Source organism: Pseudoduganella lutea (assembly GCF_004209755.1).
In the GTDB taxonomy this organism is placed as follows: domain Bacteria; phylum Pseudomonadota; class Gammaproteobacteria; order Burkholderiales; family Burkholderiaceae_D; genus Rugamonas; species Rugamonas lutea.
Genome location: NZ_CP035913.1, coordinates 5665812 through 5692298 on the forward strand (window position 1 = coordinate 5665812; position 26487 = coordinate 5692298).

Genomic DNA, 26487 nt, shown 5'->3' on the forward strand with positions numbered 1-26487 from the left:
GACGGGCGGCGCGAAGAGCGGGGCACGGGATAACGACCGGTGCCCCGTTTTACATTTCCAGCATAGGAAAATCAGTCGGATGAACTCCCTCGAACAAATCGTTTCCGTTGCGCAGGCTGACTTTCTCGCCGCCGCGGATGCTGCCGCACTTGAAAACGCCAAAGCCAAGTACCTTGGCAAGACTGGCCAGATTACCGAACTGATGAAGGGCCTCGGCAAGCTTGCGCCCGAGGAAAAGAAGGCGCAAGGCGCGCTGATCAACGCCGCCAAGGGCCAGATCGAAGCCGCGCTGACGGCACGCCGCGATGCGCTGGCCGATGCCCAGTTGCAGCAGCGCCTGAATGCCGAAGCGATCGACGTGACCTTGCCCGGCCGCGGCCGCGCTCCCGGTGGCATCCACCCGGTGATGCGCACGTGGGAGCGGGTCGAGGCGATCTTCCGCTCGATCGGCTTCGACGTGGCCGGTGGCCCCGAGATCGAAACCGACTGGACCAACTTCACCGCGCTGAACAGCCCGGAAAACCACCCGGCCCGCTCGATGCAGGACACGTTCTATATCGAAGGCAACGACAGCACCGGCAAGCCGCTGCTGCTGCGCACGCATACGAGTCCGATGCAGGTGCGCTACGCGCGCAGCCACCAGCCGCCGATCAAGGTGATCGCGCCAGGCCGCACGTACCGCGTCGACAGCGACGCCACCCACTCGCCGATGTTCCACCAGGTCGAAGGCCTGTGGATCGCCGAGAACATCAGCTTTGCCGACCTGAAGGGTGTGTACCTGAACTTCGTGAAGGCGTTCTTTGAAACGGACGACCTGCAAGTGCGCTTCCGTCCTTCGTATTTCCCGTTTACCGAACCGTCGGCCGAGATCGACATCGCCTTCGGTTCCGGTCCGCTGAAAGGCCGCTGGCTGGAAGTGTCCGGCTCGGGCCAGGTGCACCCGACTGTCGTGCGCAATTTCGGGCTGGACCCGGAAAAATACATCGGCTTCGCGTTCGGCTCCGGCCTCGAGCGCCTGACGATGCTGCGCTATGGCGTCAATGACCTGCGCCTGTTCTATGAAGGCGACCTGCGCTTCCTGAAGCAATTCAATTGAGCAGTTCAATAAAAGAATACTGAAGGCTGATAATGCAATTCTCCGAAAACTGGCTCCGTACCATGGTCGATCCGAAGATGACTTCGGATGAGCTGTCCCACCTGCTGACGATGTCCGGCCTCGAAGTGGAAGAAGTGGAACCCGTCGCGCCGCCATTCACCAATGTCGTCGTCGGCCACGTGCGCGAAGTGCAGAAACACCCGAACGCGGACCGCCTGAACGTGTGCCAGGTCGACGTGGGCACGGGTACGCTGCTCAACATCGTGTGCGGCGCGCCCAATGTGCGCGAAGGCCTGAAGGTGGCATGCGCAACGGCCGGCGCCATGCTGCCGCCGGGCGCCGACGGCAAGCCGTTCGAGATCAAGGTGGGCAAGCTGCGCGGCGTCGAGTCGCAAGGCATGCTGTGCTCGGCACGTGAACTGAAATTGTCCGAAGACCACGGCGGCCTGCTGGAGTTGCCGGACGATGCGCCCGTGGGCCAGAACTTCCGCGACTACTACGCGCTGAACGACCTGAAATTCACGATCAAGCTGACGCCGAACAAGGCCGACTGCCTGTCCGTGCTGGGCGTGGCCCGCGAAGTGGCGGCATTGACGGGCGCGCCGCTGAACGCGCCCGCAAGCACTGCTACGGCCGTCACGCTCGAGGAAACGCTGCCCGTGAAGATCGGCGCGCCGGACCTGTGCGGCCGCTTTGCCGGCCGCGTCATCCGCAACCTGAACGCGAAGGCCGCCACGCCGGACTGGATGAAACAGCGCCTCGAGCGCAGCGGCCAGCGTTCGCTGTCGGCGCTGGTCGACATCTCGAACTACGTGATGCTGGAGCTGGGCCGTCCATCGCACGTGTTCGACCTGGACAAGATCCACGGCGGCCTGGAAGTACGCTGGGGTAAGCCTGGCGAATCGCTGAAGCTGCTGAACGGTAATACGGTTTCCGTCGACGAATGGGTCGGCGTGGTTGCGGACGAGCAGAACGTGGAATCGCTTGCCGGCATCATGGGCGGCGATGCCACCGCCGTCTCGCTGGACACGACCAATGTGTACGTGGAAGCGGCGTTCTGGTGGCCGAACGCCATCCAGGGCCGTGCCCGCAAGTACAACTTCTCGACCGATGCGGCCCACCGCTTCGAGCGCGGCGTGGACTACGCAACGATTCCCGAGCACCTCGAACGCATCACCGCGCTGATCGTGGAAATCTGCGGCACGCCGGAGACGAAAGTCGGCGCAATCGATGACCAGGTCGTCAACCTGCCGGAGCGCCAGCCCGTGCAACTGCGCACCGCGCGCGCCCAGAAGGTCATCGGCGTGCCGCTGACGGACGAGGTCATCGCCGACATCTTCAAGCGCCTGGCGCTGCCGCATACGGTAGAGAATGGCGTATTCTCCGTCACGGCGCCGAGCTACCGTTTCGACATCGAGATCGAGGAAGACCTGATCGAGGAAGTGGCCCGCGTCTACGGCTTCGAGAACATTCCGGCCAAGCCGCCGGTGGCCGAAAACACGATGCAGATCGCGCCGGAAAACACCCGTTCGATCTTCGCGGTGCGGCACCAGCTGGCCGACCTGGGTTACCAGGAAGTGGTCAACATGAGCTTCGTGGAAGCGCAGTGGGAGCAGGACTTCAACGGCAACGAGAATCCGATCAAGCTGCAGAACCCCATCGCCAGCCAGCTGTCCGTCATGCGTTCGTCGCTGATAGGCAGCCTGGTGGCGAACGTGCGCTACAACGTCAACCGCAAGGCGCCACGCGTGCGCGCGTTCGAAGTGGGCGCCGTGTACAAGCGCGACGCGGCCGTGCAGGACGGGCCGCTGACGGTGGCGGGTTACGACCAGCCCCAGCGGATCGGCGTCATCGCCTATGGCCCGCAGGCGGACGAGCAATGGGGCTTGCCAACGCGCGATGCCGACTTCTTCGACGTCAAGGCCGATCTGGAGGCGCTGTTCGCGCCGGCCCCGTTGCGCTTTGCCAAGCTGGAACACCCGGCGCTGCATCCGGGCCGTGCCGCCTCCGTTGCGCTGGATGGCAAGGTGATCGGCTTCATTGGCGAACTGCATCCGCGCTGGCTGCAAAAGTATGACCTGCCGAAGGCGCCTGTCGTATTCGAGGTCGATGCAGTAGCATTGCAGCAACGTGACGTGCCGGTTTATACGGAAATTTCGAAATTCCCGGGCACGACGCGCGACCTCGCACTGGTGGTTCCACACACGGTGGCGGCGCAGGATCTGCTGGATGTATTCGCGGCCGCGGTGGCGGCGAGCGAACATGCCCGCATCGTGCAAGCCATTGTTTTGTTTGATGAATACCGTGGCGTTGGCCTCGCATCGGACGAGAAATCGCTTGCTTTCCGCTTTAGCTTGCAAGATACTCAAACAACCCTGCAGGACGAAATCGTCGATGCATTGATGGGCTCGTTGGCCGATGCGGCAACGCAAAAAGCTGGCGCAAAATTACGCAAGTGAGTTGTCAATCGTTCACTGGATAATGCGCTGACTGGTGCTCTGCATGATTGCCGGCGTAGTTGCCGGCGTAGTTGCCAATGATCGTGCGGATCCTGTACTGCAGGGCTGGAAATGCCGGTTTCGGTACTGCTGTGGTAACTTAGATCGAACTTAAGTTGAGCAGTAAATACCCGTGCAACTCTTCCGTGCACTGCAGCATTCATTCAGAATAGTCAACATTCAATGCGGTTCAGTGCAGTTCAGTTCATATTAGCGGGTCCGGCAATGCCGGACTCGCGTACTTTGTAAAGGCAGGGCAGCAAAATTAACAACAACGACACCGCGATTTTGCAATCCGCGCTGGATGCCGAGTTGCACAGCGCCATGCAGGTTGCAAAAGTACGCCAGGAAGCTGAAAAAAGCTTGCCCACATTGACGAAAGCCGAATTGGCCGAACTCCTGTTCGAACAGGTCGGTTTGAACAAGCGCGAGGCAAAGGACATGGTCGAAACCTTTTTCGACGAGATTCGCAATGCGCTCGAGCGGGGCGAAGCCGTCAAACTGTCCGGTTTCGGCAATTTCCAGTTGCGCGACAAGCCGCAGCGGCCGGGTCGCAATCCAAAAACAGGGGAAGAAATCCCGATTACGGCGCGTCGCGTCGTTACCTTCCATGCCAGCCAGAAGCTCAAGGCGATGGTGGAAGAAAGTGCCGCGCTGGCACGCGCAGCCTGATAAAGGATCGGCATGAACGATCGCATCAGCAAGACCGAACTGGTCAGCTTGCCGCCGATTCCGGCCAAGCGTTACTTCACGATCGGCGAGGTTAGCGAACTGTGTGGCGTGAAACCGCACGTGCTGCGCTACTGGGAACAGGAATTCACCCAACTCAAGCCAGTCAAGCGGCGCGGCAACCGCCGCTATTATCAACACCATGAAGTGCTGCTGATCCGCCGCATCCGTGAGCTGCTCTATGAACAGGGCTTCACGATCAGTGGCGCACGCAACAAACTGGACAGCCGCGGCGTCGCCGCCCAGGAAGCGTATGATGACGATACGCCGCCGGCGCCGCCACCGCTCGACCGGGAAATGATCCGCAGCGAACTGCTCGCGATCCTGAACCTGTTGAAATAAGCACAGCGATACCGGTGGTGCCGGTCACTTTTCTTTTGCAGCCATGTCCCGATATGTAGGCGCGACATCGGGGCAGAACGTTAAATGATTGGTGTTACAATATCAACGTTATAATTCTGTTAGTTAAAAATACAGACGCTCGGCGAGCGATCCAGGGCCACTCCCAAGCCAGGGATAACGAGGGAAACAATGATACGCGTTGCCATTTGTGACGATCACCAGATAGTACGAGCAGGCTTCAAACAGATCTTTTCGCAATCCGACGAATTTTCCGTCGTGGCGGAAGGCAGTACCGGGCGTGAGGCACTCGATATCGCGCGCCGCGAAATCTGCGATGTGCTGCTGCTCGATATCGCCATGCCCGACCAGAGCGGTATCGACACGCTGCGCACGATCCGCCAGGGGCAGCCCGATTTGCCGGTGCTGATCCTGTCCGGCTACCCGGCACAGCAATATGCGCTCAACCTCTTCAAGATGGGTGCCAATGGCTACCTGAACAAGGAATGCGAGGCCGATGAACTGATCACGGCCGTGCGTACCGTGTTCCAGGGCCGCCGCTATGTCAGCTCGCAGGTTGGCGAGCTGCTGGCACAGAGCTTCGACCGCGATCCGAACACGGCGCTGCATACCGAATTGTCGGACCGCGAATTCCAGGTTTTCCTGCGCCTTGCCCGAGGTGCCACCGTGTCCGATATCGGCACGGCGCTATCGCTCAGCATCAAGACAGTGAGCACCTATCGCACCCGGATCATGGAGAAAATGGGCTTGCAGTCGAATAGTGACCTGACCTACTATGCAATGAAGAACAACCTGCTGGATTGACAGCGGTCGCATCGTGAAAACCGCCAGTGCCGATCCTCCGGGATCGGTCCTGGCGGTTTTTTTGCAAGGGTCGATCGATCTGTTGTTCCGGTGGGCAATATTCTCACCGTGTGGCATTTCCGTGAGGCATTAAAATGGTGGGCGGGCTATAATGGCCTGCCCGCCGTCTGCGCCAGCGAAGGATGCTTCAGGATGTATTTCACAGCGAAGGCAGCACCGCATTACCGGCTGCCACTCTACAAGACCGTATTGTGCGTTACGTGCGCGCTGATCCTTGTCGTCAACGGCCTGTTCCTCTTTCATAACCTCGAAGCACTGAAAAGCGCCAACGCGCAAGTGCTGCAAAGCTCGCGCGTTGCCGAGCGCCTTCAGTACCTCGACGTGCTCGTGCAGGATGCGGAAAGCAGCATGCGCGGTTACTTTATTTCCGGTAACGACGTCTATCTCGGCCCGACGCGCACCGTGCTGTCGCAGACCGAGGCCGAGGTGCGCCAGTTGCAGGGCCTGCTGGCCGACAACCCCGCCCAACTGAAAAACCTCGCCCAGTTGAACACGCTGATCCGTCGCAAGCTGTCGATGCTGAACCAGGCCGTCGAGGTCTACCACCATGGCGGGCTGGACGAGATCGTCAATATTTCCCGCTATGGCGATGAACGTGGCGGCCTCGACGAGATCCGGCTGCAGACCGTGATCATGATCCAGGAGCAGAACGAAACGCTGGAAGCGCGCAGCGCGCGCTTCTACGACGAATATCATCGGGCACTGGTGCTCGGCGTGCTGATCAACGCCATCGCGATCGTGGTGCTCGTCATGTTCTACCGCCTCGTCGGGCGCAGTTATTATCGCCAGGCCGCCGTCGAGCATGCGCTGCAGCAGTCGAACGAGAACCTCGAAGCGATGGTGGCACAGCGTACCGAGCAGTTGTCAGTGCTGTCGCGGCACCTGATCACCATCAGCGAGGATGAAAAATCGCGCCTGTCGCGCGAACTGCACGACGAAATGGGCGCCAACCTCACGTCGATCGGCATGGATATCGGTGCCGTCATGTTGCAGCTGCAGAAAACGCAACCTGAACTGGCGGCCCAGTTGAAGCGGGCACGTGGCACGCTGGTGGAGACGGTGGAGCTGAAGCGCCGCATCATCGAGGATCTGCGGCCCAGCCTGCTGGACAACCTGGGCCTGTGCGCCGCGATCGACAGCTATACCGACGATTTCTCGCGCATGACGAAACTGCCGTGTGAAACGGAGATCGGTCCGGAAATCGATGGCATCGTTCGCGAAGGCGATGCCAGCCTGTCGATCGCGCTGTTCCGCATCGTCCAGGAATCGCTGACCAACATCCGCAAGTATGCGCAGGCAAGCCGTGTGTCCGTGACGCTGATACGGACAGGCGAGGGGATCGTCCTGAGGATTATCGACGACGGCATCGGCATCGCATCGAACACATTGGCCAAACCGATGTCGCACGGCATTCTCGGCATGCGGGAACGCGCGTTGCTGCTGGGGGGCACGTTGACGATCCGCCGCGGGCGCGGCGACAAGGGCACATGCATCGAGGCGCGCATTCCGCTCAGGAATGGCGCGCCGGTGGAGGGGAGTGTGGCGCGGCCGCCGGTCAGCAGCCCGCTACGTCAACGAGCAGACGATCATATTCCGTCTTTGCCACTTTGTAGCACTCGCCCGCATAGCGTTCCAGCCCATCACGATCCAGTACAGTGATGTTGCCGCGGCGATAGGTGATCAAGCCGTCGTCCTGCAACTTGCCGGCGGCGGCCGTGATGCTTTCGCGACGCACGCCCAGCATGATCGAAATCATTTCCTGGGTCACCTTCAGTTCATTGGTCGGCGAACGGTCCAGGCGATCCAGCAGCCAGCGGCACAGCTTCTGCTCGATCGAGCTGTGGCGGCCACCGACGGCGTTCTGTGCCATCTGGGCGAACAGCGCGGTGTTGTAGCGCATCAGCAGCTGGGGCAGGGCGCCGCCCTGGTTGAACGCATCGCGCAGCGCCTGTGCCTTCAGGCGGTAGCCATAGCCGGCGCTTTGCACGACCGCCGTGCACATGGCGCGCTCGCCCGGGAACATCGACACGCCCACGACACCTTCATGGCCCACCACGGCGATTTCCGTCGTGGCACCGTCTTCCATCACGTACAGCAGCGACACGATGGCCGTCGTGGGGAAATACACGTTTTCCAGCTTGCTGCCATACTCGAACAGTTCCTTGCCAAAGGGCAGCTGAACCAGTTCGAGGTGTTCGAACAACGACTCCAGCACATCGCGCGGCAGCGCAGCCAGCAACTCATTCTGCTGGGTGCCGCTGTAGCTGATGACCGGCCGCGTGGCTTCCCGCGCGCCGCCCAGCGGCATCATGGTTTTTTCGGAAATGCCAAGTTGCGTGTTGTTCATGTCGTCCTCACGAGCTTTAGTACAGGAAATCGCGTCGGCCGCTTCACTATGGATTGCGGCTATCCGTTAGATGCCGCACGGCGCCGATCGCGTTGGTAGTACTTTAAGTTCCTATGTAGGTAACGAACATAAGACGGGCTTCCGACGAGGTGTAGGCTGGTTAGATCAACCATTGTCAGTCTAGTCCTACGGAAACGTTGTGCTTTCCATACCAAAAACCATCGGCTGGAGGCGCACGTTTCATCATCAGGCCTACTGCATCCGCCGGAGAGCAAGGCCCAGCCTCATACAGGCTGTTTTCATGGCTATCCGTACGGCAGCGAACATTGCTTGCGGCAATACACTCGCACCCATGCCTCGAACAGTCGAGCATTGCGCTGGAACGCGATGAGCGCCTCACCATGCGATGTATTCCTACAAGGACTTGAAGCGCAAGCCCGACTTCGGAGCGGAAACGTTTCGCGCCGATAGCGCCTTGCATCCACGAAGCTTCGCAGCGGATCCACAACATCGCGGGAACATTTTCAATTTCCGTATGGCAATAAGACTTTGGCCGCGCTAAACTTATCGTGAATTAATTTGCCGAGGTCCGAGATGAAAGTTGCCCAACAAGGTTTCACGCTGATGGAAGTGCTGGTCACGATCGTGATCATCGGTATCCTGTCGGCCGTGGCGCTCCCGGCCTATTCGGACCATGTCACGCGCTCGCGCACCGCCGAAGCCTTCACGGCACTCGGCGCCGCGCAGATGAACGCCGAGCAGTTCTGGAACAACGAACGCAGCTACGCCGACTTCAACCAGTCGAGCGGCTTCCCTGCGGCGACGCCCAATTTCACGTACGTCCTCAGCAACGCCACCCCCTCCACGTTCACGGTCACGGCCACCGGCCGCGCCAAGATGACGGGCTTTACCTACACGATCGACCAGAACGGCACGCGCACCACCACGGCCACGCCGGCCTGGGGCACGAGCACCGCATGCTGGATCGACAAGAAAGGCGGCCAATGCTCCAGCTGAGGGCAGGGCGGGGCTATACGCTGATCGAACTGATGGTCGGTGTCGCCATCCTGGGCAGCCTGGTTGCCGTGGGCATTCCCAACATGACGAACTGGGTCGTGGCCAACAAGGCAAAAGCGGCATCGGAGTTTTACCTGGAGGGCTTGTCGATGGCGCGCCGCCAGGCGGTGACGCACAATGCGCGCAGCCGCTTCGTGCTCACGCCCGGCAGCAATGGCCAGTTCGACTGGCAGGTGGACCTGTGCTTCCCGGCGCCCGGCAACCCATGCACGGACAACGCAGGCAACTGGTCGACGACAACGGCCGCGTCCAGTGGCGATCCGGAAGGCGCAGCGGGTTTCCGTTCCGTGTTGCGCGCGGCGGCGTCGCTGCCTTCATCGAATCTTCTCATCCCAACCGTCGCGCCCGACGGCGCGAATGCCGTGTACTACACGGAGCTGGGCTGGGTCGACACGACGATCCCGGACCGGCTGGCGCAGTTGCGCCTCGATCCGTCGGCAGCTCTGGCGGAAGACGTGCGCGCGGCGGCGGTGGCTGTCACGCTGGCCGGCATGGCATCAAAATGCGACCCGGCCGTGTCCGCGCCCGATTCGCGGGCCTGTCCGCCATGAAGCCGCGCCGTGTCCGCGCCCAGCAGGGTATCGCGCTGCTCGAAGCGCTGATCGCCGTGGTGATCCTGGCGCTCGGCCTGCTGGGCACGATCGGCCTGCAGGCGCGCTCCTACTCGGCGCTGGCCGATTCGGCGATGCGGGCCGAGGCAACGCTGGCGACCGATCGCCTGGTCGGCATCATGCACAACGACGTGGCCAACCTGGCCACTTACCAGGTCGCGCTCGGCGCCACGGCGCCGGCGGCGCTGGCACCGTGGGCCGCGGAAACGTCGACGGCGATTCCCGGCGCGCGCTACCGCGTGGCCGTGGCTGCCGAACCCCAGCGCACCCGCGTGGACATCGAAATCCGCTGGCGCCGCAAGCAGGGCGACGACGACCGCACGCACCTCGTCACGGCCTATATCCGGTGAACACGATGAGAACGAACGCAACAGCGCAAAACGGTTTTTCGCTTGTCGAGTTGATGGTCTCGGTCGTCATCGGCCTGCTGGCCGTGATGTTCGCCACCCGCCTCATGGTGGGCGGCGAGCAGAGCAAGGCCGCGTCGGTCGGCGGCTCGGATGCCATGCAGAACGGCATGCTGGCGCTGTTCTCGATCAATACCGATGCGTCACAAGCGGGCTGGGGCCTGAACGACGACCTGGTCAACGGCTGCAATACGCGCATGACCGATGCGGAAGGGTTTGCACTGGCTACGGCCGCGCGCGATGGCGCCGCGATCACGCCGCTGGCGCCCGCCGTGATCGCCGATGGCGGCACGGGTTCCGATACGCTCACCCTGTATTCCGGAACGGGCATGGCCGGCGCCGGTTCCACCAGCGTCTGGCAAAACTACATCGGCGGTACGTCGATCGGTGTCGCCAGCGTGTCGCCATTCGGCTTCAACCAGGGCGACGTGATCGTCGTCGCGCCCGAGCCCGCCGGCGGCGATTGCACGGTGGCGCAACTGTCGGCGGCACCCGCGGCCAGCGTGCTGCAGATCGCCTCCGGCACCGCGTGGCGCTATAACACCGGCAACCTTGGCGTGCTGTATAACGGCGGCCAGGCACGGGTGTTCAATCTGGGCCCGGCAAACAAACTGTCGTTCCACACGTGGTCGGTATCGAACGGTGTGTTGCAGCTGCGCGCCACCGACCTCGCCGGCACGGCTGCCCGGCCGCAGGCCGTGGTCGGCAATGTCGTGGCGCTGAAGGCGCAATATGGCTTCGACACGCGTGCCGGCAGCGCCTTCAATCCCAAGGCAGGCATGCGGGTCGGCCGCTGGAGCACCGCGATGGTCGATGCCGATGGCGATGGCAGCACCGGCGCACCGGGCGACTGGCAGCGCATCGCGGCGCTGCGCATCGCCGTCATCGCGCGCGGCGCCATGCCGGAACGGCCCGCGGCGGGGCAGACTACGTGCACCGCCACCACCGCGCCGATGACCGTGTTCGGGACCGCCGCGCCGGCCGGCGTGTCCGCCTCGCCCGTGCAGGTGGCGCTCGGCGTGCCGAACGACGCGGTCAGCTGGACCTGCTACCGTTACCGCGTGTTTGAAACGATCGTCCCGATCCGCAACGCGGGGTGGCGGCCATGATGAAAACCCGACACGCGCGCGGCCTGGCGCTACCGGTCATGCTGATCATGCTCGTCGTGATGATGGTCAGCAGCATCTACCTGCTGCGCTCGACCAACTCGACGGCGCTCACCACTTCGAACCTGGCCCAGGAGGATGCGCTGTCGAAGGCGGCCGACCTGGGCATCCACGCCGCCTACGACTGGCTGAGTACCCGGCCGGACAAGAGCGTGCTCTACAACGACATTCCCGCCGCCGGCTACGTCGCCACGACCAATCCCGGCGCGGGGCAGGGCGTGTCGAACCCCGCGTTCTGGCAGGGTTCCGTGACCGTATGGGACGCGGGCCGGCGCAACCAGGTCGAATACGTGATCCACCGCATGTGCCAGTTCCCGGGCGACTACAACACCAATAACTGCTCGCTGACGGCGGCACGGCAAACGCTGCAGGCCAGGACCCGCGCGGGCGACAGCCTGTCGTCGGATGCGCCGGCCTACCAGGGCAAGCCGCAGCTGCATTACCTGATCACCGCGCGGATCGCCGGCGCCCGCGGCGGCAATGTCATGAACCAGGCCGTCGTGATGATGGGCCCGTAGACGGTGAAGACCGCGATCGAGACTGCGAGCAAAAAAATGAGGAACGCGATGACGAATTTCCTGGCCCGCCTGGCGTTGGCCCTGCCCGTGCTGCTGGCCCAGTCCATGCTGCTGGCCAGCCCGGTGCAGGCCGCCACCACGAATATCGCCCAGGTACCGCTGCTGAACATCTCCGGCACCGGGACCGTCAAGCCGAACCTGATGCTGCTGTTCGATAACTCCGGCTCGATGGACCAGACCTATACGCCGGATTACGTAAACGACAACATCTGCCGCTCTCGCCTCACGCTGTCCACTGGCTACACCGCCTGCAATGTCGGGCATCCGCCGTTCATGAGCGCGGACTTCAACCGGCAGTACTACAACCCGCGCATCCGCTACGGTGTGCCGATCCAGTGGGATGGCACGTACTACCCGGAGATGACGGCCGCGCAAACGGCCAACTGGACCAGCGTGCCCAGCGACGGGTTCGGCCGCAGCAACACGAACCTGTACGGCGCCGGCGATACCGCGATCAACCTGCTGACCGAGTTCCCGGACCTGAAGTGGTGCAACGGCAGCGACGAGACCGATTGCCGGATCAATACCGCCACGTACACGTATCCGGACAACGCTTACTACAACCCGGCCGCCATCAGCGGGGGGCCGTATTACTACAATATCGCCGTATCCGAGTACTGCCGCGACGAGCGGCTCACTTCCTGCACATCGGTGGCCGCCGGTGCGGCCGCGCCCGCGGGCTACCCTGTGCCGGCCACGGTACGCTGGTGCAGCAACCGTGCACTGACCACCTGCCAGGCCAAGCGCGTCGGTACGTATGTGTACCCGAAATATTCATCGCCGCCCACGACCACGATCGCCCACGGCACCATCACGCTGGGCGCCACCGTGTCCACGTCGGCCATGCAGATTGCCGCCGTTACCGTCATCAATCCGGCGACGCCCGATTCGCCGACCACGATCAGCAACGGCGCCGTCAACGCGTCGAGCGGCACCAATACCGCCGCCCGGCAGCAGGCACTGGCCACCCAGGTCGCCGCGAGCATCATCGCCCGCACCGGCCTTGGCACGAATTCCTACTGGGCCTGCGTGCGCACGCCGACCGGCTCGTCCACCGTGCCGGCATGCTCGTCGATGGGCATCGCGCTCACGTCGGACAACGTCGTCGCGGTGATCCCGATCACCTGCGCCAGCAATACCAAGTCGCTGACGAACTGCAGCACGATCCGCGAAGACTCCACCCAGAACACGCGCCAGGGCTGGGGCCTCGAAGTGGATGCGCCATCGGTGCAGACCACGCCGGCCACCACCGGCCAGCCGCCCACGGCGCTGCTGCGCATCGGCGGGACCGGCAATATGCGCAACACGGGCACCATCAGCAATATCCGGCTCGGCAACACGACGATCACCGGCACGGTCTCGCTGCGCAATATGTCGCCGGCGCAGTCGGCGGTGGCGATCGTGCAGGCGATCAACGCTTCCAGTACGCGCAACACGCATCGCGCCTACCTGGGCGGCGACGCCGCCACCGGTGTCTGCGCCAATGAGCCGTCGACCACGGTATGCATCGTCCACGTGAACGCCACGGCCAATGGCGCGGCGCTGACCGGCAGCGTGGCGAACGCCAACAACGTCACGTTCAGCATGGTGAACGCCACCAGCATCGTCGAAGGCATCCCGGTCACCACCACGGCGCTGTCGTCGCTGCCCAGCGCGTTTTCGCGCGTCAACATCGTACCGGGCCGCACCTACCCGAAGGCGGCATCGCGCGGCGATTGCGTCGCCCAGGCGGCGGTGTGCACCTACGACGAGGAAATGACCAACTTCGCCAACTGGTATGCGTACTACAAGAACCGCCTGCAGATGATGAAGACGTCGGTCGGCATCGCCTTCGCCGCCATCAATGCGAACTACCGCGTAGGCTTCGTGCGGCTGTCGCAGGCCGGTGCCGGCAATGCGATCGACATGAAGCCGGCCGACTTCACCGGCACCGCCCGCAGTAACTGGTACAGCACGCTGTACAACACCACCAGCACCGGCGCCACGCCGATCCGCACCGCGATGGACAACGTGGGCCGCATGTTCGCCAACCTGGCGCCCTACAACTACAGTTCCGGGCAGGAGGTCGTGCAGTTCCCGTGCCAGCAGAACTTCCTGATCCTCACCACGGACGGCTACTGGAACGGCAGCTCCACCGGCAACGTGGTCAACAACGACAACGGCGAAAACCCGTCGCGTTTCTGTACCTGGGGGCGCGGCTGCGTGGACACGCGCAGCCAGTCGCAGCCCTCGATTTCCGACGTGGCGCTGCACTGGTACAACGGCGGCTCGTCCACCACCACCGTCTCGCTGCGCCCCGACCTCGAGCCGGACATGACGCGGCCCGGCCAGGTGCCGGCCGCCGAGGGCGAGAACACGCACCTGCACATGAACACCTACACGCTGGGCCTGGGCATGGATGGCGTGATGACCTATGAACCGAACTACGACACCGCGCCCAAGGCCGGTGGCGATTTCTACAACCTGATCACGCGCGTGCAGACCGGCTGCCCGTGGAACGGCGGCGGCGCCTACGTGTGGCCGAACCCGGACGTGACGAATGCCGGCAACACCGTGCAGGAGCGCGTGGACGACCTGTGGCACGCGGCCATCAACGGCCATGGCAAGTACTTCAGCGCCAACGAGCCGCGCGAAGTCGTCGAAGGCCTGTCGTCCGCGCTGGCGAACATGCAGATTACGCTGGGCGCCGCGTCGGCCGCCGCCACGTCCACGCCGAACATTTCGCTGCAGGACAACGACATCTTCTCCGACACGTTCACCACCGTGAAGTGGCATGGCGAGCTGTCGGACCGCAAGATCGACCCCACCACCGGCATCGTCAGCGCCAACACGGTATGGACCACCAACGATACCGTCGGCGAAAAGGTGGCCGCGGCCACCGATACGCGCACCATCTACATGCCGGGTGCAGGCGCGCTCAAGCCGTTCCGCTACGACGGCATGACGGCGCAGGAAAAGGCGTGGTTCAACGGGCAGTGCCCGAACCTGCCGCAGTGCACGCTGCTGTCGCTGCCCGACCGTGCGATCGTCAACAGCGGCGACAACATGGTGAACTGGCTGCGTGGCCAGCAGCAGCATGGCAACGACCGCATCTTCCGCGCCTATTCGATGAGCGGCGATACGCCATCGATCCCGATCGTGCTGGGCGACATCGCGTCGTCGAAACCGGCCTACGTGCGCGACCCGCGCAAGGCCTATACCGCCAGCGGCTATTCCGCCTTCCGCGATGCGCAGACGGCGGCGCGGCAGGTGGCCACAGTGTTCACGGCGGCGAACGACGGCATGCTGCACGCATTCAGTGCCGCCGACGGCGAGGAACTGTGGGCCTACGTGCCCCGCATCACGATGAAGAAGCTGCCGGCGCTGTCATCCACCACCTATGCGACGAATCACCAGTTCACCACCGACGGATCGCCCGAAGTGGCCGACGTGGTCATCAACGGCGCATGGCGCACCGTGCTGGTGGCCGGCCTGAACGCGGGCGGGCGCGGCTACTATGCGCTGGACATTACCGATCCGCGCCAGCCCAGGCAGCTGTGGGAGCTGTGCGCCGATGCGGACGTGTGCGCGAACGCCGTGCCGAACATGGGCCTGTCGTTCGGCAACCCGCAGTTCGGCACGTGGAAGGATGGCTCGGGCGCCGATCGGTGGGTGGTGTTCCTCACGTCCGGCTACAACAATGTGCCGGGCGTGGATGGCATCGATACGGGCGACGGCAAGGGCTACCTGTTCATCGTCGACATCGCCACCGGCGCCGTGCTGAAGACGGTGAGCACGAACAGCGGCGACATCGCCACGCCATCGGGCCTGGCCAAGATCACGGCCATCACCGCCGATCCGAACGGCGACCCGCTCGTCACCTACATCTATGGCGGCGACAACGATGGCCGCATGTGGCGCTTCGACCTCACCGCCACGGACGGCAGCGTGGGCGTGCTGAAGCTGGGCGACGCCGGCGCGGGCCAGCCCATCACGACGCGGCCCGACGTGACGCTGTGCGCCATCGAGAACAGCACGGACCCGCAGCGCGTGGTGCTCTTCGGCACCGGCCGCCTGCTCGACGTGCCGGATACCACGAACGCGGACGTGCAGAGCCTGTATGCCGTGAAGGACACCGGGGTCGCCGTCAACGTGCGCGGCAACGCCATGGAGCAGCAGACGCTGGTCACGGCGGGCACCGGCACCAACACCGGCTCCTACCAGATCACCGAGACCGCGGCCGACCTGCAACAGAAGAGCGGCTGGTTCTTCGACTGGCGGCTCAACGCGGGCGAGCGCATGAACATCGATCCGAAGATCGTCAGCGGCGTGGCCAACGTGGTGACGAACCTGCCCACGTCGTCGTCCTCGTGTTCCGTTGGCGGCACCAGCAATGCCTATGCGGTGGACGTCTGCCGCGGCGTCGGCGTCAACGGGCTCATCGTTGGCGGCACGCTGTCGAACACGTCGGCCGCCGTCGGTTTCATCATCGTGCGGCTGCCGAGCGGCCAGCTGAAGATGATCGCCACCACCGCCAAGGGCGAAACGCTGACCCGGCCGATCGTCGAGCTCGACGGCGAAGGCGCCCACCCGGTCGGCTGGCGCCGCGTGAAAGGGGAATAACCCCCGGCAAAACTGGGGACGTACCCTGGTTTAGAGGAAATTTCCTGGAAACAGGGGTACGTCCCCGGTTTGTGTGTGTGGCAAATGCCCGGAGGGGGACAAAAAACGGTAAAATCCACGGTTTTCCGTCGAGCCGAACCGTTGGTCGCCACCATGTCCGAAGAATCCCAAGTCAACAATCCCGCCATCGAGGCCACCACCGAACAGGAAGCCGCCAGCGCCAAGCCTGCGGCACTGATCGCGCGCGAAGTGCAGCGCCGCCGCACGTTCGGCATCATCTCCCACCCCGATGCGGGTAAAACCACGCTGACCGAGAAGCTGCTGCTGTTCTCGGGCGCGATCCAGATGGCCGGTACCGTCAAGGCCCGCAAGAGCGCGCGCCACGCCACGTCGGACTGGATGGAGATCGAAAAGCAGCGCGGCATTTCCGTAGCCTCGTCGGTGATGCAGTTCGAATTCCGCGACCACATCATCAACCTGCTCGACACCCCGGGCCACCAGGACTTTTCGGAAGACACGTACCGCGTGCTGACGGCGGTCGACTCGGCGCTGATGGTGATCGACGCGGCCAAGGGCGTGGAGGCGCAGACCATCAAGCTGCTCGACGTCTGCCGCATGCGCAATACGCCGATCGTCACGTTCATGAACAAGATGGACCGCGAAACGCGCGATCCGCTCGAACTGCTCGATGAACTGGAATCGGTGCTGAAGATCCAGTGCGCGCCGGTGACATGGCCGATCGGCATGGGCAAGAACTTCCGCGGCGTGTACCACCTGCTGCGCGATGAAGTGCTGCTGTTCCGCGCCGGTTCGGAAAGCGCCAACCAGACCGTCGAAGTCATCAAGGGCATCGACAATCCGAAGCTGCAGGAAATGTTCCCGCTCGAGATGGACCAGCTGAGGATGGAAGTGGAACTCGTGCACGGCGCCTCGCATCCGTTCGACCTGGAGCAGTTCCTGGCCGGTATCCAGACGCCCGTGTTCTTCGGTTCCGCGATCAACAACTTCGGCGTGCGCGAGATCCTGTCGGCGCTGGTCGACTGGGCGCCGCCGCCGCGCGAGCGCGATGCCACCGTGCGTTCCGTCGAACCGACCGAGCAGCCGTTCTCCGGCTTCGTGTTCAAGATCCAGGCCAATATGGACCCGGCGCACCGCGACCGCATCGCCTTCCTGCGCGTGTGCTCCGGCCGCTTCGAGCGGGGCATGAAAGTCAAGCACCTGCGCCTCGGGCGCGAAGTAAAAGTGTCGTCGGTGGTGACGTTCATGGCCTCGTCGCGCGAGCAGGTCGAGGAAGCATATGCCGGCGACATCATCGGCCTGCCGAACCACGGCAACATGCAGATCGGCGACAGTTTCTCGGAAGGCGAGATGCTTCAGTTCACCGGCATCCCGTACTTCGCGCCGGACTTCTTCCGCCAGGTGCGCATCCGCAATCCGCTGAAGATCAAGCAGCTGCACAAGGGCCTGCAGCAGCTGGGCGAAGAGGGCGCCGTGCAGGTGTTCAAGCCCGTGCAGGGCGGCGAGCTGGTGCTGGGCGCCGTCGGCGTGCTGCAGTTCGAAGTCGTTGCCAGCCGCCTGATGAACGAATACGGCGTCGACGCCGTGTTCGAGGGCACCAGCATCAGCAGCGCGCGCTGGGTCTCATCGGACGACAAGAAGGCGCTGGCCGACTTCGAAGCGGCCCTGGGCCACAACGTGGCCTACGATGCCGCCGGCAACCTGGCCTACCTGGCCACCTCCGGCGTCAACCTGCGCCTCACGCAGGAGCGCTGGCCGAAGCTGACGTTCCACGCCACCCGCGAGCACGCGACCAAGCTGTAACGCTCCGCTCCCCCAACGAAAAAACCGCGCCTCGTGCGCGGTTTTTCATTGGGTGCGAGAACGCGCGTAGTTCCCCAACATGCTTTCAGCCCGCGGTGCCCTGCCGCTTCACACCGTCGAGCACCCGTTCGATCATGCCGACCGCTGTGGCCACGCCATCTTCCCGCCGCATCATGGTAGCCGCAGCTACCGCGGCCACCGTCATGGCCGGGGTGGCGCGCGCCTGCCGGATCAGCCCCGCCAGTTTTTCGGGCGTGGCCTTGCGGCGGTGGACGGGCTTGCCCGCAATGCCCAGGCGCCGCAGTTCGCTGCCCCAATGCTGCTGCTCGCTGATGTGCGGCACCACAACGGAGGGCTTGCCGGCCAGCGTGGCCGACTGCGTGGTCCCGGCGCCGCCGTGGTGCAGCACCGCGAAGCAGCGGGGAAAGATCGCATGGTGCGGCGCCGCCTGCACATACAGCACCTCATTCGTCGACGCGAAGCCGCAGCCGCGCGCATCGGCGCTCTGGATGATCGCCCGGCATTCCGCCAGACGGGCCGCCTCCGTCAGCAGTTGCAGGGTCCGGGCCTGCCAGTCGACATCGGCCGGCATCCAGCTGCCCAATGTCATGTAGATGGGCGCTTCGCCGGCGGCGAGGAACGCGTCCAGGCCGGCCGGCAGCGCGCCTTCCACGGCGATGTTGGGCATGTCCAGGAAACCGCTCACCTGCACGGCCGCTGGCCAGTCGGGCTGGTGCTCGGCGATGACCGGGCTGACCGCCACCAGCGTCAGCAGGGGCGACAGCCACATCTCGTCGACCACGTCGTGCACCGGCGGCAAGCCCGCCCGGGCGCGCAGTGTGTTGATGTCCGGCTTCAGTGCGCGATTGATGGCCAGGCGCGTCAACCACCACAGCAGGCGGTTGCCCGTCTTGCCCATGCGCGGCACCGGCACCGGATGGCTCCAGGCACTGGGCACGCCGCCATGCGACAGCATCACGGCCACATAAGGCACGCCCGCGGCCTCTGCCGCCACCCGCAGCGGCGACACGAAGAAATGCCCGATCACCGCGTCGCACTCGGCGCACAGCCGCTGCGCGGCCGCGAACATCTGGTCTTCGACTGGGGCGAAGGCAACGCGCATGATCTTCGCCATCTGCCGCATCGGGTCGTTCGTCTCGAACACGGTGGCACCGACCGCCTCCGCAGCCTCCGGCCCGAGCACCGGCGATGCCACGACCCGGATGGTCAGGCCCGAGGGCGAGTCCAGGCGGCCATACGCGTCGCTGTCCACGCAGGTGATGACGAGCGTGACGTCATGCCCGGCGCGCTGCAGGCCTTCCGCCAGCGCCAGGAAAGGGCGCACGTCGCCATGGCTGCCCCAGGTTTGCAAGCCGATCCTCATCGATTTCCCTTCCGTCGAGACGCACTGCTTCCATGCTTTGCCGCCATTATGGCCGGGTTCGGGCCGCGCTGCACGTGGCGCTTGACATCGCCACGTGTGCTGTATACTGTATCAATCAACTAATACAGCTATACAGCTGTCGAGCTTCGACAGCCATCCAGCCATGACCGAACATACCGCACAGCTATTTGCCATCACCACCGGGTCGCCGGAGCCGATCTATCGCCAGCTCATCGAGCAGGTGAAACGCCTGGCCGCCGCCGGGGTGCTGGCGCCGGGCGACACGCTGCCATCGGTGCGCGACGTGGCCGGCGCGCTGGCCGTCAACCCCATGACGGTGTCCAAGGCCTACAACCTGCTGGAAATGGATGGCGCGCTGGAGCGCATCCGCGGGCAGGGCATGCAGGTGGCGCAGCGCAAGGCCGGTGGGCGCAGGGAGCGCGAGGCGCTGCTGCGGCCGGCACTGGAGCGCGCGGCGCGCGAAGCACGTCAGCTGGAGCTGGACGATCACACGATTCTCGAACTGTTCAAACAAGTCCTGAAGGAAGCGAAATGAACACATCCGTGGTGGCATTGAAGGGAGTAACGCGATCGTTCGGCGGCCGTTCCGTGCTGCGCGGCGTCGACTGGCGGATCGGTCGCGGCGAGGTGGTCGGCCTGCTGGGCCGCAATGGCGCCGGCAAGTCGACGCTGATCGAATGCATGCTGGGGCTGCGCGAAACGGATGCCGGCATCGGCGGTGGCAACGGCGAAAACAGCATCACGCTGTTCGGCGAACCGGCCGGCGACCTGTCGGCGGCGGCGCGGGCGCGCATCGGCTACGTGCCGCAAAGGTCCGACCTGTTCGAGTGGCTCACGCCCGACCAGCTGTTGGCCTACTTCCGCACGCTGTACCCGCGCTGGAACGACTACAAGGTGGAAAACCTGCTGGCGCGCTGGGGCTTCGACCCGGCCACGCGCGGGCAGCGCATCGGCAGGCTGTCCGCAGGCCAGCAGCAGCGCCTGTCGATCATTCGCGCCCTGGCGCCGGAGCCCGACCTGCTGGTGCTCGATGAACCCGTCGCCAGCCTCGACCCCGTCGGCCGCCGCGACTTCCTGCGCGAACTGGTCGACGACGTGATCGAGCGCGGCACCACGGTACTGTTCTCGACACACATCCTGTCCGACCTGGAGCGGATCGCCGTGGACGTGGCGTTCCTGAAGGACGGGCGCATCGCGCTGCAGGCGCCGCTCGACGAGCTGCTCGAGGGGACCCGCCGCGTCAGTGGCGATGCGCGCGCGCTGGCCACCTTGCAGCTCGACCAGGAACTGGGCCGCGTGCGGCATGACAACGGCGCGTTCAGCATCGTGGCGCGGCTGTCCGCGCAGGAATCCGTACGGCTGCTGGCGTCGCCCGGCGTGCGGCTGGATCCGGTATCGCTGGAAGACCTGTTCGAAGAGGTGACGCGATGAATGCCTGGCGCCAGCTGTTGCTGCAAGTCGTGCTGCGCTACCGCGCGCAGGGCAGCCTGTGGATCACGTGGAGCCTGCTGGGGGCGTCGGTGCTGCCGCTGGTGGCCGTGCTGGCCGGCTGGGCGCCGCGGGTCGTTGGCGCGACGGCCGCCGGTGCGGCACTGTCGATCGCCGTCGTGATGTGGTGGGCCATGTACCTGCAGACGGCGATGCGGATGAACACGCCCGCGGCCGCATGCCTGGTGCCGGGCATGCGCCGCCACCTGCTGGCCCTGACCGCGGTGCTGTGGCTGGCCGCCAGCCTGGCGCCGGCCCTGCTGTTCGGCATCGCCACCGGCTATCCCGGCTACATGCTGCTGGCCTGCGCCGCCGCGCTGCAGTACATCGCGCTGTGCTGCCGTTATCCATGGCTGGGATTCCTGTCGTCGTTTGCCTGGCTGGCGACGCGGTTGCCGTGGCCTTCCGCCGGCACGGTGGAAACGGTGCTGTCGGTGAACGAGGCCGCTATCACGGTGACTGGCCTGCTGGCGCTTGCCGCACCAGGCTTCCTGGTGCTGCGCCTGCTGTTTCCCAGGGGTGGCGATGCGCATTTCCGGATCGCAGCATGCCTGGCGTGCGTGACCGGCAAGCGCAAGGCCGGCCAGCCCGGAGGGGTGGTCGGCGGCCTGTTCCGCGTGCTGGACAGTTTTTATCATGCGCGGCTGCGCTCACCGGGCCGGCCCGCCACGCGGCTGCTCGATGCCTTGGGCGGCCGTGCCCACTGGAGCCGCCCCGTGGTGATCATCGCAGTGCTCACCGCCGGAACGCTGGCCTGGCGTGTCCTGGCGGGTGGCGGCTCGATGCGCCCGTTCATCCCATTGCTGCTCGTGGCAATGCTGCTGACGGTCATGAGCCACGTCGACGGCTTGCTGGGCGCCCTCAGGAAAACGCAGGGTGAACAGGGTGTCCTGCGCCTTGCACCGGCCGCGCCGCCCACGCGCGACCTGAACCGGCAACTGGCGCTGGCACTGCTGCGCCGCTTCGGTGTCGTCTGCGCCTTCTACATTGCCTGCAGCGGCGCCGTGGTGCTGTCGACGGATGCTTCCTGGCCCGCGTGGCTGTGCTGCACGGTCGTGGCCCTGGCCTTCACGCCGCTGCTGCTGCGCGACCATGCGCGCCGGCCCGGCTGGAAGTGGGCGCAATTCGCGGCGGGGCTGCTGATGCTGCTGATGGCGCCGTTGAGCGGCATGGCGGAATACGGGGCCATCCCGCCGGCACTGGTGGTCGCCGGCAGCGCCGCACTGCTGGCCGGCACCGCCATCGCGCTGGTGCTGCGCTGGCGTGGCGCGCTGGCCGCGGCGCCGGCCTTCCCGGCCGGGCGCCTGGCCGATTGATCACTTGGCGGGTGTCGCCAATGGCTGCCCCTTCTCGACGACGTACACGCCGACCAGCTTCGTCGTGGTGCTGCCGGGGTTGCGCGCATCGTGCACCGTGCCGGCGGGGATGATGATGGCTTCGCCGGCCTTGACGCGCCGTGGCGGCGCGCCATCGATCAGCAGCTCGCCTTCGCCATTGAGGAAGTAGGTGATTTCATCGCCGGGATGCGTGTGCCGGCCGGCGGTGGCACCCGGCGCCAGCTCCACATGCGCAACCACCGCCTCGCGGTTCGGCACCGATACATCGCCGCGGGCGATTACGGTGCGCTTGATGCCCGTCGGCTGGGCCAGGGCGGCGGTGCAGGGCAGGGCAAGCAATACAGCAGAAGCAGCGGCCATCATGGCCGCGACATGGCATCTCATCGTTTCCTCCGTCGTGGTGTCGGCGCACGGGTGTGCAGCACGATGGTACGCCCGGCCGCGCCGCCACTCAACCGGCGCGGGCGATGACTGTGGCGGGACGGAAAAAAAGCCGGGCCACGCCCGGCTTTCGTCCTGCCCTCAGCCCTTGGCCCCGGGGCCGTTGGGCTCTTCCGGGGTCAGCATGGCGGTCGGCACGGCAGGCGTGGCCGCCACGGGGTCGGCCGGCGGCGCGAGGTCGGTTTCCTTGTCGTTGCTGGTAATTTTCTTGGCCGGTTCCGTCTTGTCCCGTACCTGCCTGTTCTTTTCAGTCATGCTGTTGCTCCTGTCTTGGTGGATAAAGTGAAAGGTGACGGAGGTAGCCAGGGTCGCGGAACCCCATGTTCGACAACCGCTGCCGTTCCGCGCGCACCGCGTCGCCGTCGCCCATGCAGTCATGCGCCTGCACCAGCGCGGCGAGGACGAAGTACTCCATGTCCGCCTGGCGCATCGGCGCCAGGGTCGAAGCGGCTTCCCGGCAGGCCGCCGCCGATGCCTCGCTTTGCCGGTGGTGCTTCAGGATATCGCCATGCACCAGCAATGCGTCGGCAAGATGAAGGCGCAGCGACATGTCCTTGCCGCCGGGCGCGGCGCCGGAACGCAGCCTGGCGAGTGCGGGCTCGAGCACCCGTGCCGCCCTGTCGATGTGCCGCATGCGCACCAGGATATCGGCGAGCTGGATGTCCAGTTGCACGCTCAGGCGCCTGAGTTCAGCATGTGCCGGATCGGCCGTGGCGAGACGGTGCACCACCTCGCTCGATTGCTCGAGCTGCGCAAGTGCCATGACCGGCGTGGTGAACGATGCCAGGTAAGCGGATTTGGCACTGATCACCTGCAGGAAGCGCTGCCATTCCAGGTTGCTGGGATCGGTCGCTGCGAACGCCGCCATCATCCGGTGCGCTTCGCGCCACCGCTCCTGGGCGGTCCGGCGTCCCAGCGCCTGCTCCATCTCGGCAATGTGGGACACGGCGGAAGCGAGTCGCACGCCCCATGCCGCATGGGTTCGATGGCGTTCCAGCACGGGCTGGATCAGCTGGCGTTCCGCTTCGTACAGCGCGAGCGCTTCCGCCAGCGCGCCGCGGGCCGCGCTGGCATTGGCCAGCCAGGAGTACGTGCCGGCAAGGCTCATCACCACGTCATCGTCGCCCGGCTGCATGCCGATGACGGCGCGTTTCAGCCGGATCGATTCCCTGAACGCCGCGCTGGCGGCCGTGAAGTCGCGCATGCCGATCCTGACACTGCCGATATTGTGGTGCGCATAGGACAGCTCGAGCAGGCTCTCCGCATCGTCCGGTGCCAGCGCCACCATCTTCCGGCTCAGTGCCAGGTAGTGCTGCATATGCTCCAGGGCGGCAGGCCATTCGTCCCGGTTGCGATGGATCTTGCCGAGCCAGAACGCCACGGCCCCCTGGGCCTTCAGGGCCGCCCTGTCGTGCGGCGCACGCCGGATCTGTTCCGCCAGCGTGGCCTGCGCGGTCAGCAAGGCGGCGCGTGCGGTATCGGGCCTGCCCCGGGCAATATCGATTTCGGCGATGACCTGGAGCGCCTTGGCACGCTGCAATGCCGCCTGCGGATTGCCATCGTCGGCTGCGTCGGCAAGGTAGGCCATGGCGCGCTTGCTGACATCGTCCAGCAATTCCAGGCGCCCCAGCGGGCGCAGCTTGTCGGCGAAATCGCCGAGCATGAAGCCCAGCAGCGCTTCGGCGTCCGCGCGCCGGCGTTCGGCATCGTGCTGCGCGGCGCGGGCGGCCAGCCCGAGCAGGGCTGCCAGCAGCGCCAGCATCGCTATCACGGCCACGACGGCGATGCGCATGCGTTCCGCCAGCTTTACACGGCGCTGCGATGCCCTGACAAATGCCGTTACCGGGACCGACAGCGCCATGGCGGTCGAGTCCAGCAAGGCGCTCGCCTGGTTGACCTGCAGGCCGGCCGGCAGCAGCAGGTCGCGGGGCCGGCCGGCCGCGTCCCAGCGCGCCGCCTGCGTCGCGACCCGGGTATGCACTTGCAGCGCTTGCCGGTGCGTGTCGATCCATTCCACGATGCGCGGCCAGCGACGCAACAGCGCCTCATGGGTAACGCCGAACCCGGGCACGCCGCCCACCAGTTCGCTGACGAACAGCCGGGCTTCGACCAGGGCGCGCACCAGTTCCCGTGCCGTCCCGGCTTGCAGGGCGGACCAGGGCGCGCGCCGTGCGGTGACTGACTGCTGCTCCTCGCCCACGCACACAAGCAGCGACAGCACCTGGGGCAGCGCAGCCTGCTGCGCCGGCGGCAAGGCCGCCACCAGCTGTTCGGCGCGCACGCCCAACGCGCCTTCGATGCCGCCCAGCTGGCGGAACACGTCGAAGCGGAGCAGCCCATCCTCGCCGCGCTGGCGATAGAGTTCGTCGAGGCAGTACTCCAGCAGTGGCAGCGCGTCGGGGCTGGCGCGGGCGGCGTCGCACAGCACGTCATCGAGGCTGGCGCCGCTGCCGGCATCGCGCTCGAACACGAGCCTGGCCGCGCGCGCCGGTTCGCGGATCATCTGCGCAATCGCTGCGCCGTCCGGGGGATCCACGTCGAAATGGCCGCCGCGCTTCTTCAACGACAGCATTTCCGGCACGGCCATCACGTCGGGGTAGAAATCGTTGCGGCAGGCCAGCACCACCAGCACTTTGGCGCGCGCCAGCCTGTCCAGCACATGAAAGAACGCGGCGCGCTCGGCATCGGTGGCGCCCGACCGGAACACCGCTTCGAGCCGGTCGACGAACACGGCAAGGCTTGCCGCACCGTTCGCGCCGGGTGGCGCGGCCAGGTGCGCGACGATTGCCGCGGGCTCGTCGCGCAAGCGCCGGCCCAGCGAAACGGCGTCGTGCCCCTCCAGCAGCGGGCAGTCATCCCGCTCCGCATCGAGCAGCACGGCGGCCAGTGCGCCCAGCAGGCCGCTGCCGCCCAGGTCCGCGCAATCCATGTGCAGCGTGCAGTCGAGGGCTACCAGTCCGCCGCCGGCCACCGCCAGTTGCGGCAGCAGGCCGGCCCGCACCAGTGACGTCTTGCCGGAACCGGAAGCCCCCAGCACCAGCGTCATCGCGCAGCCGCCGCTGACCTGGTCGAGGACCGTCTGGCGCAACCGCGTGGCTGTCTGCACGCGGCCGAAGAAGATCGCGGCATGCTGTTCCTCGAAAGCGGCCAGGCCCCGGAAGGGCGACCCCTGGTCCCAGCCACCGGTGGTTTCTTCTTCTTCCTCCACCTCGGCGATGGCCCGGTAGCCGCGCTTGCGCACCGTTTCGATATAGCGCGGGTCCGTGCTGGAGTCGCCCAGCGCCTTGCGCAACTGGGCGATTGCCTTGTGCACCGGGTTGTCGCCCAGCTCAGCCGTGCCCCAGCATTTTTCCAGCAGTTCCTCGGCCGGGATCACCGCGTGCGGATGGCGGCAAAGGTAGCGCAACACGTCCATCGCGCGCGGTTCCAGCGCCACCCGCGTGTCGCCCCTGCGCAGCGCATTGCCTGCCACTTCCACCTGCCAGCCGCCGAAGCGGAAGCCGCAGCGATCTGTCCGTTCGCCAGCCATAAAATTTTTTTTCTTTATGAATCAGTGACTTGACTGTTCCGGAAGGTTTCCGGAAGGCCCCGGAAGGGGCGCCTGCGTAAAGTTCGGTTAACTGATCAGCGTCAATCTTAACATTTCGGCAAATCAAACAG

General features: G+C 65.2%; 21 protein-coding genes. 16 read left to right on the forward strand and 5 right to left on the reverse strand.

The window, feature by feature from the left end; all coding sequences use genetic code 11:
- Positions 1-79 precede the first annotated feature (79 nt).
- From pheS to EWM63_RS24140, 6 genes are all read left to right on the forward strand, one after another.
- Positions 80-1096, forward strand: coding sequence for a phenylalanine--tRNA ligase subunit alpha (gene pheS, locus EWM63_RS24115; protein WP_130188794.1), 1017 nt, complete (start codon positions 80-82; stop codon positions 1094-1096).
- Positions 1097-1128: 32 nt separating this feature from the next.
- A complete protein-coding gene (pheT, locus tag EWM63_RS24120) occupies positions 1129-3555 on the forward strand; it encodes a phenylalanine--tRNA ligase subunit beta (RefSeq protein WP_130188795.1) in 2427 nt (808 codons plus the stop codon).
- A gap of 363 nt (positions 3556-3918) precedes the next feature.
- A complete protein-coding gene (locus EWM63_RS24125) occupies positions 3919-4266 on the forward strand; it encodes an integration host factor subunit alpha (RefSeq protein WP_130190589.1) in 348 nt (115 codons plus the stop codon).
- 12 nt (positions 4267-4278) lie between these two features.
- Complete coding sequence (locus EWM63_RS24130; RefSeq protein WP_130188796.1) at positions 4279-4665, forward strand: MerR family transcriptional regulator; 387 nt, start codon at positions 4279-4281, stop codon at positions 4663-4665.
- A 189-nt stretch (positions 4666-4854) separates the two neighbouring features.
- Positions 4855-5487: a response regulator gene (locus EWM63_RS24135; RefSeq protein ID WP_130188797.1), complete on the forward strand. Its 633-nt coding sequence runs from the start codon at positions 4855-4857 to the stop codon at positions 5485-5487.
- Positions 5488-5679: 192 nt separating this feature from the next.
- Positions 5680-7206: a CHASE3 domain-containing protein gene (locus EWM63_RS24140; protein ID WP_130188798.1), complete on the forward strand. Its 1527-nt coding sequence runs from the start codon at positions 5680-5682 to the stop codon at positions 7204-7206.
- Here the strand turns inward: EWM63_RS24140 and EWM63_RS24145 are convergent.
- Entirely contained in the window at positions 7103-7894 is a 792-nt protein-coding gene (locus EWM63_RS24145) for a Crp/Fnr family transcriptional regulator (protein ID WP_130188799.1), read from the reverse strand. The two genes, EWM63_RS24140 and EWM63_RS24145, sit on opposite strands and share 104 nt — an antisense overlap.
- Positions 7895-8488: 594 nt before the next feature.
- On the opposite strand from EWM63_RS24145, the gene EWM63_RS24150 reads away from it, so the two are divergent.
- From EWM63_RS24150 to EWM63_RS24180, 7 genes are all read left to right on the forward strand, one after another.
- Complete coding sequence (locus EWM63_RS24150; protein ID WP_130188800.1) at positions 8489-8911, forward strand: type IV pilin protein; 423 nt, start codon at positions 8489-8491, stop codon at positions 8909-8911.
- On the forward strand, positions 8899-9522 hold the full coding sequence (locus EWM63_RS24155) for a pilus assembly FimT family protein (protein WP_130188801.1): 624 nt from the start codon (positions 8899-8901) through the stop codon (positions 9520-9522). The genes EWM63_RS24150 and EWM63_RS24155 overlap by 13 nt, the downstream gene beginning before the upstream one ends.
- On the forward strand, positions 9519-9932 hold the full coding sequence (locus EWM63_RS24160) for a type IV pilus modification PilV family protein (RefSeq protein WP_130188802.1): 414 nt from the start codon (positions 9519-9521) through the stop codon (positions 9930-9932). The genes EWM63_RS24155 and EWM63_RS24160 overlap by 4 nt, the downstream gene beginning before the upstream one ends.
- A 5-nt stretch (positions 9933-9937) precedes the next feature.
- On the forward strand, positions 9938-11098 hold the full coding sequence (locus EWM63_RS24165) for a PilW family protein (protein WP_130188803.1): 1161 nt from the start codon (positions 9938-9940) through the stop codon (positions 11096-11098).
- A complete protein-coding gene (locus tag EWM63_RS24170) occupies positions 11095-11673 on the forward strand; it encodes a pilus assembly PilX family protein (RefSeq protein WP_130188804.1) in 579 nt (192 codons plus the stop codon). The genes EWM63_RS24165 and EWM63_RS24170 overlap by 4 nt, the downstream gene beginning before the upstream one ends.
- 48 nt (positions 11674-11721) lie before the next feature.
- Complete coding sequence (locus tag EWM63_RS24175; RefSeq protein WP_229487483.1) at positions 11722-16335, forward strand: pilus assembly protein; 4614 nt, start codon at positions 11722-11724, stop codon at positions 16333-16335.
- Between the two features lie 153 nt (positions 16336-16488).
- Positions 16489-18156, forward strand: coding sequence for a peptide chain release factor 3 (locus EWM63_RS24180; protein WP_130188806.1), 1668 nt, complete (start codon positions 16489-16491; stop codon positions 18154-18156).
- An 85-nt stretch (positions 18157-18241) separates the two neighbouring features.
- On the opposite strand, the gene EWM63_RS24185 is transcribed toward EWM63_RS24180, so the two are convergent.
- Complete coding sequence (locus tag EWM63_RS24185; RefSeq protein ID WP_130188807.1) at positions 18242-19540, reverse strand: glycosyltransferase; 1299 nt, start codon at positions 19538-19540, stop codon at positions 18242-18244.
- Positions 19541-19703: 163 nt separating this feature from the next.
- Here EWM63_RS24185 and EWM63_RS24190 point away from each other — a divergent pair, with 163 nt between their 5' ends.
- Genes EWM63_RS24190 through EWM63_RS24200 form a run of 3 tightly spaced genes read left to right on the forward strand, consistent with a single transcriptional unit; the run spans position 19704 to position 22365 of the window.
- Positions 19704-20096 (forward strand): GntR family transcriptional regulator, encoded by a 393-nt coding sequence (locus EWM63_RS24190; RefSeq protein WP_130188808.1) that lies wholly within the window; start codon positions 19704-19706, stop codon positions 20094-20096.
- Complete coding sequence (locus tag EWM63_RS24195) at positions 20093-20992, forward strand: ABC transporter ATP-binding protein (protein WP_130188809.1); 900 nt, start codon at positions 20093-20095, stop codon at positions 20990-20992. Before EWM63_RS24190 ends, EWM63_RS24195 begins: the two co-directional genes overlap by 4 nt.
- Complete coding sequence (locus tag EWM63_RS24200) at positions 20989-22365, forward strand: hypothetical protein (protein WP_130188810.1); 1377 nt, start codon at positions 20989-20991, stop codon at positions 22363-22365. Before EWM63_RS24195 ends, EWM63_RS24200 begins: the two co-directional genes overlap by 4 nt.
- Here the strand turns inward: EWM63_RS24200 and EWM63_RS24205 are convergent, their stop codons facing one another.
- From EWM63_RS24205 to EWM63_RS24210, 3 genes are all read right to left on the reverse strand, one after another.
- Positions 22366-22770: a cupin domain-containing protein gene (locus EWM63_RS24205; RefSeq protein WP_229487484.1), complete on the reverse strand. Its 405-nt coding sequence runs from the start codon at positions 22768-22770 to the stop codon at positions 22366-22368.
- Between the two features lie 138 nt (positions 22771-22908).
- The gene (locus EWM63_RS31865; RefSeq protein ID WP_165390902.1) at positions 22909-23082 is read right to left on the reverse strand and encodes a hypothetical protein; all 174 of its coding nucleotides are present in this window, start codon (positions 23080-23082) and stop codon (positions 22909-22911) included.
- Positions 23075-26356 (reverse strand): nSTAND1 domain-containing NTPase, encoded by a 3282-nt coding sequence (locus EWM63_RS24210; protein WP_130188811.1) that lies wholly within the window; start codon positions 26354-26356, stop codon positions 23075-23077. The genes EWM63_RS31865 and EWM63_RS24210 overlap by 8 nt, the downstream gene beginning before the upstream one ends.
- Between the last annotated feature and the right edge of the window lie 131 nt (positions 26357-26487).